Origin of the sequence: Enterococcus columbae DSM 7374 = ATCC 51263, assembly GCF_000406925.1 — a bacterium.
In the GTDB taxonomy this organism is placed as follows: domain Bacteria; phylum Bacillota; class Bacilli; order Lactobacillales; family Enterococcaceae; genus Enterococcus_E; species Enterococcus_E columbae.
Window position 1 is genome coordinate 530,501 of the sequence record NZ_KE136348.1, and the last position, 11,454, is coordinate 541,954.

The 11,454-nt window shown below is 36.8% G+C and carries 10 protein-coding genes; 1 reads left to right on the forward strand and 9 read right to left on the reverse strand.

Annotation, left to right across the window (positions count from 1 at the left end; genetic code table 11):
- Positions 1-186 precede the first annotated feature (186 nt).
- The 6 genes from udk to RK02_RS07270 form a co-directional block, all read right to left on the reverse strand.
- Positions 187-816 carry a uridine kinase gene (gene udk / locus RK02_RS07245; protein WP_016183606.1) on the reverse strand — a complete coding sequence of 210 codons (630 nt, stop codon included), beginning with the start codon at positions 814-816 and terminating at the stop codon, positions 187-189.
- A 91-nt stretch (positions 817-907) separates the two neighbouring features.
- The gene (locus RK02_RS07250) at positions 908-1,621 is read right to left on the reverse strand and encodes a YjjG family noncanonical pyrimidine nucleotidase (protein WP_016183607.1); all 714 of its coding nucleotides are present in this window, start codon (positions 1,619-1,621) and stop codon (positions 908-910) included.
- A 49-nt stretch (positions 1,622-1,670) separates the two neighbouring features.
- The gene (locus RK02_RS07255; RefSeq protein ID WP_016183608.1) at positions 1,671-2,384 is read right to left on the reverse strand and encodes a 16S rRNA pseudouridine(516) synthase; all 714 of its coding nucleotides are present in this window, start codon (positions 2,382-2,384) and stop codon (positions 1,671-1,673) included.
- A 158-nt stretch (positions 2,385-2,542) separates the two neighbouring features.
- The gene (gene araA, locus RK02_RS07260) at positions 2,543-3,967 is read right to left on the reverse strand and encodes an L-arabinose isomerase (RefSeq protein WP_016183609.1); all 1,425 of its coding nucleotides are present in this window, start codon (positions 3,965-3,967) and stop codon (positions 2,543-2,545) included.
- Between the two features lie 21 nt (positions 3,968-3,988).
- Complete coding sequence (locus RK02_RS07265) at positions 3,989-4,684, reverse strand: L-ribulose-5-phosphate 4-epimerase (RefSeq protein ID WP_016183610.1); 696 nt, start codon at positions 4,682-4,684, stop codon at positions 3,989-3,991.
- Between the two features lie 24 nt (positions 4,685-4,708).
- Positions 4,709-6,307 carry a xylulokinase gene (locus RK02_RS07270; RefSeq protein ID WP_016183611.1) on the reverse strand — a complete coding sequence of 533 codons (1,599 nt, stop codon included), beginning with the start codon at positions 6,305-6,307 and terminating at the stop codon, positions 4,709-4,711.
- Between the two features lie 199 nt (positions 6,308-6,506).
- Between RK02_RS07270 and RK02_RS07275 the strand changes: the two genes are divergently transcribed.
- A complete protein-coding gene (locus RK02_RS07275; protein WP_016183612.1) occupies positions 6,507-7,904 on the forward strand; it encodes a sugar porter family MFS transporter in 1,398 nt (465 codons plus the stop codon).
- A 214-nt stretch (positions 7,905-8,118) separates the two neighbouring features.
- On the opposite strand, the gene RK02_RS07280 is transcribed toward RK02_RS07275, so the two are convergent.
- The 3 genes from RK02_RS07280 to RK02_RS07290 form a co-directional block, all read right to left on the reverse strand.
- The gene (locus RK02_RS07280) at positions 8,119-9,189 is read right to left on the reverse strand and encodes a GntR family transcriptional regulator (RefSeq protein ID WP_016183613.1); all 1,071 of its coding nucleotides are present in this window, start codon (positions 9,187-9,189) and stop codon (positions 8,119-8,121) included.
- 389 nt (positions 9,190-9,578) lie between these two features.
- A complete protein-coding gene (ftsY, locus tag RK02_RS07285) occupies positions 9,579-10,583 on the reverse strand; it encodes a signal recognition particle-docking protein FtsY (protein WP_016183614.1) in 1,005 nt (334 codons plus the stop codon).
- A 63-nt stretch (positions 10,584-10,646) separates the two neighbouring features.
- The gene (locus RK02_RS07290) at positions 10,647-11,453 is read right to left on the reverse strand and encodes a Cof-type HAD-IIB family hydrolase (RefSeq protein ID WP_016183615.1); all 807 of its coding nucleotides are present in this window, start codon (positions 11,451-11,453) and stop codon (positions 10,647-10,649) included.
- Between the last annotated feature and the right edge of the window lies 1 nt (position 11,454).

Sequence of the window (11,454 nt, forward strand, 5' to 3'; positions counted from 1 at the left end):
TCCAACACCTGCAAATCCGGCAGTTAATGTGTTGCTGTTTGCGTCTGCTAAATCATTAGCATTCGGCTCATCGCATGTATTCAATGTACCATAATTCCAAAAGAGATGCTAGTTTTTTTCCTTGAATAAAAAAGCAGCCAACCACTCCTTAGTGATTGACCGCAATATTTTGATGAACCGATTATTTTAATGCTGATTAAAATAGGTTGCAACCTTTGTATTAATCAAATCTATGGCAACATGATTTTCGCCACCTTCTGGCACAATGACATCTGCATAGCGCTTGGTTGGCTCAATAAACTGATGATACATCGGCTTCACGACACTAAGATATTGATCAATCACCGAATCTAAGGTACGACCTCTTTCAACCATATCCCGTTTAATGCGGCGGATAATCCGAATATCATCATCGGTATCTACATAGATTTTAATATCCATTAAATCTCGTAAACGTTGATCTTCTAAAATCAAAATACCTTCTAAAATAATGACTTCTTTTGGCTCTTGAATAATTGTTTGTGCACTTCTGGTATGTTGAACATAATCATATACCGGCTTTTCAATTGTTTCATAATTCAACAATTTTTCTAAATGCTCAATTAATAAATCAGTATCAAAAGCAAAAGGATGATCGTAATTTGTTTTTAAACGCTCTTCAAATGATAAATGACTTTGATCTTTATAATAGGAGTCATGTTCTAACATCATAATTGAATGATTAGGAAAGTTATTATATATCGCGCGACTCACACTCGTCTTGCCGCTACCAGAGCCTCCGCTTACGCCAATAATAATCGGTTTTTTCTTAGCCATTTTATTTACCTCTTTCACGCTTTTTCACACTTCTATTAATTATAATGATTTTTCAAGAAAATTCCATAGTAAACAATAGAATTTCTAACGTTTATGCGCTTTTGGCGCTTTCATTTGTATTTTCTATACCCAGTATCGGATAAAGTTGCTCTAATTGGGTAATTTCGTAAGTTGGTTGACAACTTTTAGCTGGTGCCTGTTTAGGATTTAACCAAACCGTATCGATATTGGCATTAATTCCACCTTGAATATCTGAAGTTAGTGAATCACCAATAATCAATGTTTTTTTCAAGTCAACATGTGGAATCTTATCAAAAACATGATTAAAAAACTCAATTCTTGGCTTTTGATAGCCAATGGCATCGGAAACAAAAATATCTTTAAAATAAGGATATAATTTAGCATCGGTTAATCGACGATATTGGGTTTCAGAAACACCATTAGTCACCACATATAATGAAGCCTTTGGTGCTAAATCTTGTATAATTTTCAAACTATTGCCTAATAATTGATGACCTTGATTTAAATATTGACGGTATCTTAATTCCATCTGTTCTCCATCAACTTTACGACCTAACTGTTCAAAAAAAAGACGAAAACGTTGATTTAATACCTCATCTCTTGAAATTTTATTTTGCTCATAATCATGCCATAATTGATGGTTTAACGTCTGATATTGTTGCTTTAGATTTGGCGTTAAATCAAGTCCTTCTTCAGCAAATAATTGATGCAGGCCTTGGTTTTCAGCAGCCTTAAAATCTAATAATGTATCGTCTACGTCAAATAATAGCGTTGTATATTTCATTGTTATCCTTCATTTCTATTTTTTTATGTTTAATGGAGAAAAAATCAAATTAACGAAAATAGGGTTTTAAGCGTTGAAGTTCTTCAATAGTCAGCCTACGATATTGACCCACCGCCAGCGTGTCATCTAAAACTAATGGACCAAAAGTAATTCGTTTTAACTCTTCTACCTTTTTACCAACAGATAAAAACATCTTTTTCACTTGATGAAATTTACCTTCTTGAATGGTTACTTGAACATGATGAAACGGTGCTGTCCCTAGTAAAGTTAATTGGGCGCTTTGGCATTTGGTACCATCTAAAAAAGTAATACCTGCTTTAAATCGATCAATGTCTGCATATTCAGCCGCTTCTTTTAACCAAACTTCATAAGTCTTGCTAACTTTTTGATTAGGTTGCAATAAATCATAGGCTAATTGGCCATTAGTCGTTAATAAAAGCAAGCCTTCTGTTTGCCGATCCAAACGGCCGACAAACTTTAACTGATTGCAACGATCATTAGCATGCAAACAATCAAAAACCGTAGGATATTGCGCATCTTTATTCGCAGTCACAACTCCTTTTGGTTTATTCAATATGTAGTAGCGTTCCTTTGTCGTTAAAAGACGCTGATTCAAGCTAATTTGATGAAGATTGCTGTCAACATTGCGCGAGATATTTCGTTCAATTTGGCCATCTACACGAACTAGCCCTTTGGCAAAGATTCTTTTCAGTTCCTTGCGCGAAACCTTTTGTGTTGATTGAATTAATTCTTCTAAACGCATGGATTCATTCCTTTATTTTCGTTCCTTTTATTATAAGAAAAAAAGTAGATAGCGTAAAGTAACCAAACTGATTCGTCCTAAAGATTATCAGGGTTCTTTGCTATCTACTAAAATATTATTATTCAATGAAAAAACATTGAAGGATTAAACAAACTCTTTTATTTAATGACAATGTACTCTAAACCAACTAATTTGGCCCAAGCAACCACTTGATCAGTAGTTAAGTTTAGCGAAACAACGGTATGGTGGCCACCCCCTGCTTGAATCCAAGAATGAATGGCACGTTTGAAATCTGGTTTTGGTTGCCACATCACACGAGCGACTGGTAATTTTGGTGCAGGCTGTTCTGGAGTAAAGGCAGCGACTTCATTGATTAATAATTTATAGTGTGTACCAAAGTCTGCCATTGAAACTACTACACCATCACCTGGTTTCCCATCAAATACCAAACGCGCTGGATCTTCACGATCACCAATTGAAAGTGGGGCTACTAAGATTTTTGGTTTATTCACTGCTAATGAAGGATCCACTTCTAACATATGAGATTGTAAAATAGCTTCTTTACCAGCGGCCATTTCATACGTATAGTCTTCCATGAAACCTGTTGCTTGATTGTGTGACATTACTTTTAATAAACGATCAAGTGCCGCAGTTTTCCAGTCACCTTCTCCAGCAAAACCATAACCTTGTGCCATCAAGCGTTGTACGGCTAAACCTGGTAATTGCTTCATTCCATATAAATCTTCAAAGTTTGAAGTGAAGGCAGTATAACCACCGGCATCTAAGAAACGTTTTAAGGCAATTTCATATTTAGCTTGTTCTTTTACATGTGCTTCCCAAGTCGCTTGGTCATAATCAGCATAATCAAAATCGTATAGTTCAGCATATTCAGCAAATAAATCATCTACTTCACTAGGACTGACCGCATCTACTGCCGCTACTAAATCCCCAATGCCATAATAGTCCACAGTCCAACCGAATTGAATTTGGGCTTCAACCTTATCGCCTTCAGTGACCCCAACATTTCGCATGTTGTCCCCAAAACGAGCGACTTTGATATTAAAGCTTTCATTATAAGCTACGGCCATATCCATCCAAGAAGCAATTTGTTTTTGAACAGATGGATCTTGCCAAAAACCAACAACGATTTTGTTTTGTTTGTTTAAGCGAGCATTGATAAAGCCATATTCACGATCGCCATGAGCTGATTGATTTAAGTTCATAAAGTCCATATCAATGGTTTCCCAAGGGATACTTTCATTAAATTGAGTAGCAAAATGTAATAATGGTTTTTGTAATAATTTAGTCCCACGAATCCACATTTTAGCTGGTGAGAAAGTATGCATCCAAGTAATCACCCCAGCCACTTCATCGCGATAGTTAATTTCTTTCATAATAGCTGTAATTTTGTCAGCTGAAGTAGCTAAATCCTGTAAAACAATTGGATAAGCCAATAAACCACTTGCGTTTAAACCATCCACAATCACTTGCGCATCGGCTTTTACTTGATTTAATGCTTCTTCTCCATATAAATGTTGTGAACCTACTACAAACCAAAATTCTTTTTTTCCAATTTCTAACATTGTCTTTTGCTCCTTTAATAGTTATTTTTGTCCATAATAAGCATTTTTGCCATGCTTTCTTAAATAATGTTTATCTAAAATTCGTTGTGGCAATTCCTCTGCAAAGCTATTTAATTGTCGCGTAAACAAATTCATCTTAGCCACTTCATCTAAGACAACCGCATTCATGACCGCTTGTTCAGCTGTCTTGCCCCAGGTAAATGGTCCATGACCATGTAAGAGCACGCCTGGAATTGCTAAAGGTTCAAGCTGTCTTTGCTTAAAGGTTTCAACGATTACTTCACCAGTATTGGCCTCATAACCAGCATCAATCTCTGCTTGCGTTAAGAAACGTGCACAAGGAACCGCGCCATAAAAGGTATCCGCATGAGTCGTACCCAGCGCTGGCAAATCAAGTCCTGCTTGTGCCCAAATTGTTGCCCAAGTCGAATGCGTATGCACAATACCACCTAATTCTGTAAAATGCCGATATAATACCGCATGTGTTGGCATATCTGAAGAAGGATTCAATTCACCTTCGACGACATTGCCTTGCAAATCACAGACCACCATATCACTTGCCTGCATTTTTTCGTAATCAACCCCACTTGGTTTAATCACAAACAGCCCCAACTTACGATCAATTGCCGAAACATTGCCCCAGGTGTATTTTACTAACCCGTGCTTAGGCAAGGCTAAATTAGCTTGATAAACCTCTTCTTTTAAGTCTTCTAACAATTTATTCATCCCTTTACTTTATCTTTACTTCATTAAGTCACTTGCTAACGCTTCCACTTCTAATCCAGCTTGATAATTCTCGGTATAAGCTTGGAAAGAAGCAATTTCTTCAGGAGTAGCCATTAGAGTTTCTCCTTGATTATCCGCAAAAACTTGTTGTTGTAAAAATTCACTGAGCGATTGCTCGGTTGCTTTAGTATAGGCGGCTAATAGCGCCATGCCCCAAGCACCCCCTTCACCAGCAGTGGCTAAAATACCAACTGGTGCTTGTAAGGCTGCGGATAATATTCGCTGCGCAACCCCTGGCGTTTTGAAAATACCGCCATGGCCGACAATATGTTCAATCGTGATCCCTTCATCCAATAACAAATCCATCCCGATTTTCATGGTTGCAAAGGCACTATAAATCTGATTTTTCATAAAATTAGCCAGCGTAAACTTACTATCTGCACTCCGAACCAATAGTGGACGACCTTCAACTATTTTGGTGATATTTTCACCTGAATGATAACCGTAGCTTAACAACTTACCACAGTTATCATCACCTAATAAGGCTTGATTGAATAATTTCGTATATAGGTCTCCTTGATGAATTTGTAACCCATTGACCTGACATACTTCCGTAAATAGACGCATCCAAGCATTGATTTCAGAAGTACAATTATTCGTATGCACCATCGCAACTGCTGCTCCGCTTGGCGTAGTCACCATATCGATTTCACGGTGCACCTTATTTAAACCGTTTTCCAAAACGATCATCGCAAAGGCTGAAGTTCCTGCTGAAACATTACCGGTATTTGGTGCCACACTATTGGTAGCCACCATCCCCGTACCAGCATCTCCTTCAGGTGGACAAAATGGAATGCCCGGCTGTAATTGCCCAGTAGGATCTAATAGATAAGCTCCTTGTGTCGTCAAGTAACCTGCCACTTCACCCGCTAATTGGATCTTTGGTAATAAATCAACGACCTGCCATGAATAATTTTTTTCAGCAATCAATTCTTCAAAATGTGTGATTAAATCCTGACGATAATCCTTTTTCTTGGAATCAATCGGAAACATTCCCGAAGCATCGCCAATTCCCAAGACTTTGTTACCAGTTAATTGCCAATGTAGATAGCCAGCCAAAGTCGTAAAAAAGTTCATCTCAGGTACATAAGCTTCCTGATCTAAAATTGCTTGATACAAATGAGCGATACTCCATCGTTCTGGAATATTAAATTGAAATTGCTCGGTCAAAATTTCGGCTGCTTGTGTCGTATTGTTATTACGCCAAGTACGAAATGGGGTTAACAGCTCACCAGCTTCATTGAAAGCTAGAAAACCATGCATCATTGCAGAAATACCAATCGAGCCAATTTTCGTTAATACATGACCGTATTTTTCAAATACCTCGGTGGCCATTTGCCGATAGCTAGTTCTCAATCCTTTTAAGATTTCTTCTAAAGAGTAGGTCCAATAACCATCGACTAATTGATTTTCCCAATCATAAGTGCCGGTCGCAATTACTTCATAGGCCGAATCAATTAATACCGCTTTAATCCTTGTCGAACCAAATTCAATCCCTAGAGAGGTTTTTTCATCCATTAAGTCCAACATGATATCTGCTTGCGTTCTTTTCATATCACGCCTCCTAAAACAAATTTGTACGAACAAAAATTGCACTAACACCGCTTACATCGACCACTTTACACCTTATGTACGGACAAGTCAAGGGTATTTTTTTAATTTTTAGGGTTGATTTGTACGGACATTAGGGATATAATGAATTCGCTTACTAATTTAATTGCACTAACAATAACTTTTGAAAGGTGAGAAAAAAATGCAATTAAAAAAATCCATTTCTGCAAACTTTATTTATTTCTTTGGTGCATTCGGAGGAATATTATTTGGTTATGATATCGGCGTGATGACAGGAGCACTTCCATTCTTACAGGTCGATTGGCAACTGATGAATAATGCTTCCATTATTGGCTGGATCACTTCTTCGGTAATGTTAGGTGCAATCATTGGAGGAGCATTAGCCGGTACCTTATCTGATAAATTAGGTAGAAGAAAGATGATTTTGATTTCTGCCGTCATTTTTGTAATCGGTTCAATTCTATCAGGTATTGCTCCAAATGGTGGCGTGATCTATTTAATTATTGTCCGGGTAGTTTTAGGTTTAGCAGTTGGTGCAGCTTCAGCACTTGTCCCTTCTTATATGTCTGAAATGTCACCTGCACAACTACGTGGTCGCTTATCCGGAATTAATCAAGTAATGATTGTTTCTGGTATGTTGCTATCATATATTGTTGATTTTTTATTAAAGGGATTAGATGAACAAATTGCGTGGCGCCTAATGTTAGGTCTAGCAGCCGTTCCTGCAATTATTTTATTTATTGGTGTTTTTATGTTACCTGAATCACCAAGATTTTTAGTTAAATCCAATAAAATTGATGAAGCTAAAACTGTTTTAAGTATTATTCGTAAACCAGAAGAAGTAGAGGATGAATTACAACAAATTTTAGATACCGCTAAACAAGAAAGTTCTATTACTCAACAAACCTCTTGGAGTAGCTTACTTTCAAATAAATATCGTCATCTTGTTATTGCTGGAATTGGCGTAGCTGCTTTCCAACAATTCCAAGGTGCCAACGCTATTTTTTACTACATTCCACTAATTGTTGAAAAAGCAACTGGACACCAAGCCAGTGAAGCGTTAATGTGGCCAATTATTCAAGGAATTATTCTTGTATTAGGCGCGTTATTCTTCTTAGTTATTGCTGATCGCTTTAATCGTCGGACATTATTAACGATTGGTGGTAGTGTGATGGGATTATCCTTTATCTTGCCAAGTATCTTGAATCAGTTCATTCACTCTGATGTTAGCGCTTATTTAATGTTAGGTTTCCTTTGTATCTATGTTGCTTTCTATTCATGCACTTGGGCACCATTGACTTGGGTGTTAGTGGGCGAAATATTCCCTCTTGCCATTCGTGGTCGTGCCTCAGGTCTTGCCTCTTCATTTAACTGGATTGGCTCATTCCTTGTAGGTTTGTTATTCCCTATCATGACCGCTTCAATGAGTCAAGAAATGGTATTTGCTATTTTTGGGTTGATTTGTTTCTTAGGTGTCGCATTCATTCGTTTGTATGTGCCTGAAACTAAAGGTAAAACACTTGAAGAAATTGAAAATGGCCAAGCAACTGAAACACAAACAGTAACTAAAGCAATTTAAATCATAATCTGTGTTTGTCAATTAAACAGAGCACAAATTTATCTCAGTCTTAAATAAATTTATTCTAGTTTGCTAATTCTTTAAGAATGTGCAAACTAGAATTTTCTTATATCTAAAAGTGAATAAACATCCTGAATAAAAAAATAAAGAGGCCGATGTAACTCACTCAAAAAGGTTGAATAGTTTGCCTTTGAGTGTTACATACGGTCTCTTTTTATATTGATTTTCGCTTTACAATAAAGGGCTGAAACAATTGATTCTCTATTTTTTCGCCGTCAATTAACTGCATAATCATTTCCGCTGCTGCTTTTCCTAAATCTTCTTTTGGATGATTCATCGTCGTTAAATTGACTTCGGTTAAACCACTAATACTGGCATTATCAATTCCCATAATGGCATAATCTTCTGGAATATGAAAATCATGCAGCTTCAATTCATGCATTATTTTATAAGCAATTTCATCATTATAGCAGACTATTCCTGTAATTTCAGGAATGTGCGTGATTCTTTGTAAAACTTGAGCAGCTACATTTTTCATATCCTCAGTCGTATAGGTAATAATGTCCTCACTAAAGAATTGCAATCCATATTTTTCACAAGCCTGCATCATCCCATTTAAACGTAATTTTCCTTGTAAATCGTCAATTTTTACCACCATTAATAAACGTGTATGTTGCTGCTTAATTAAATATTCAGTAGCTAAAAAACCACATTGCTCATCATCTACCCTAGCACAGGGAAAATGAAAGGCATCGTAGTTGGCGTTAAGCATAACTAAGGGTAACTGACTCTGTGATATTTTTGCGTATAAATCAAAATTAGGATTGAATTGATTACTCTTTGTTGGTTCCACAATTAAGCCATCTACCTGTTGATGAAACATCTGCATTAAACATTCTCGTTCTTTTTCATGTTGATTATTGGTGCTAGCCAACAATAATGAATAACCTGCTTCACTTAACTTACCTTCGATTCCCCGAATAATTTCCGGAAAAATATAATCAGAAAGATAGGTCATCACTACACCAATTTTTTTAGTCGATGTATATTCAGTACTTAAATTTTCCTTATTTCTCCTTAATACAAAAGTACCTGAGCCTTTTTCCGATTTTAAATATCCCTCTTGCACTAATAAAGCAATCGCCTGTCTGACCGTGTGTCTGCTTAATTGAAACTCTTTTTGTAATTGAATTTCCGGAGGGATGGTCTTACCAACCACATAGGTACCATCTTGTATTCTCTGCTCAAGCGTTGCTGCTAACTGTTTATATTTTGCTTCTACCATCTTTTTCGCCCCTTTTATGCTTATTATAGAGCAACTGAGTCCCAATAATCAATAATATGTACGTACAATTTTTCGTTTTTTACCAAGTTGTACCAAAAAAATATTGAATCTCATTTTTCATCTACAAAATGAGATTCCGCGAATATTTTGTAAACCTTCTCCTTTACATATTCGTTAAGTGCCATTGAATTTTAGTTATTAAATGGTACTATGGTATTGAAAGGAAATGCGATTCTGTCAGTTTTTATGTGTGCTCATTGAAAGATTTAAAGAAAGAATGGATAAATGAATCTGATTAGCATGCACGTTTGCTTGGACTTCAAGCAAAAAAAGATAGCCCATCAATTAGGATATTCCTATGATGGGCTATCTTTTTATATTTCAGTGAGCTAATCTTCTTTAAGTAAACCTTTGAATAAGCCGATAACAAAATCATTAGGACTAAATGGCTCTAAGTCATTTAATCCTTCACCTAGACCCACTAATTTCACTGGTAGATGTAATTCATTGCGAATGGCTAAAACAATCCCGCCTTTAGCTGTTCCATCTAATTTGGTTAAAACTAAACCAGTCACGTCCGTTGTTTCTTTAAATTGTTTGGCTTGCACCATTGCATTTTGACCAGTCGTTGCATCTAGAACTAACAAGACCTCATGTGGTGCTTCTGGAATTTCACGCTGAATCACACGTTTAATCTTGTCTAGCTCTTTCATTAGATTCACTTTATTTTGTAGACGACCGGCTGTATCCACCAATAGAATATCTGCTTGTTCTTCTTTAGCTCGTTTAATCGCATCAAAGACTACTGCGGCTGGATCGCCACCAGCTTGACCGCGGACAACCTCAACATCAGCACGTTCACCCCAAACGACTAATTGATCAATCGCTCCAGCTCTAAAGGTATCGGCTGCTGCAAGTAAAACTTTTTTGCCTGCTTGCTTATATTGATGCGCCATTTTACCAATAGATGTCGTTTTGCCGACACCATTGACACCGACAAATAAAATGACGGTTAAGCCTTCAGGTTGAATATTTAATTCATTATTTTCATTCAATCCTTCTGCTTCATATAAGTCGACCAATTTTTCAATAATTGCATTTTGAACTTCCGCCGGTTTTTTTACATTACGTAATTTTACTTCTTTACGTAAGGCTTCAGCAATTTTCATTGAGGTTTCAAAGCCGACATCCGCACCGATTAAGGTTTCTTCTAATTCTTCAAAAAAATCTTCGTCGACTGAACGGAAATTCGCGAATAATTCATTCATCCGTTCGCCAAAGGTCTTACGTGTCTTTTCTAAGCCTTTATCGTACTTTTCCTGAACGAGTTGTTCTTGAGATTCTTGTGGTTTCTCTCCCGAAAAGGCACGTTTAATTTTATCAAAAAAGCCCATATTCCATCCCACCTGTCTTTTATTTAAGGTTTTGCATCATTTTTTGATACCTTAGCCTTCAAATTATAAGGCATATTTTTCTACGACTTCAGCTACCCCATCTTCTTGATTGGATAAAGTAATGACATCAGCAGCTTGTTTGACTGCATCCACCGCATTAGCCATGGCCACGCCCATACCGGCATATTCAATCATGGATAGGTCGTTTTCTTCATCGCCAATACACATGATTTCTGCTGGAGAAAGCTTTAGGTAATCCGCTAAAAAGGCCACGCCAAAAGCTTTGGTTACTCCTTTAGGCATGAATTCAAGTAAGTTGCTTCTCGTTTTGATGACCTCATAATCTTCGCGATAGCTCTCTGGAATCTTAGCAATCTGTTGATCTAAGTATGCTTGATGATAGGCAACTACTACTTTATTGTATAAACCATCCTTTTTTAAACCATCCAGCGTAGTTGGTTGAAAGGTTAATAGCTTGTTTAATTCCGCATAGATTGATTGATAATTCGTTGAGGTTGGTAATTGTAAAACCACCTCTTCAGATAAAACATCTAGTGGTAAGTCTAATGACTGCATTAAACCGATTAATCGTTGAATGTCTTCATAAGGTAAAGTCGATTTACTTAAGATTTCACCGGTATCATTTTTTTGCACAAGTCCCCCATTAAAGGTAATACTGTAATCCCCGGCTTGATTTAATCCCAATTCTTCAACAAAAGGCGTAATTGCTGCAAGTGGTCGGCCTGTACATAAGACAACCTTAATTCCTTTTGCTTTAGCTTGTTGTAGTACTTGTTTATTTCTTGCGGAAATGCGTTTATCATCAGTGAGTAAAGTCCCATCTAAATCAATCGCAATTAATCGAATCATG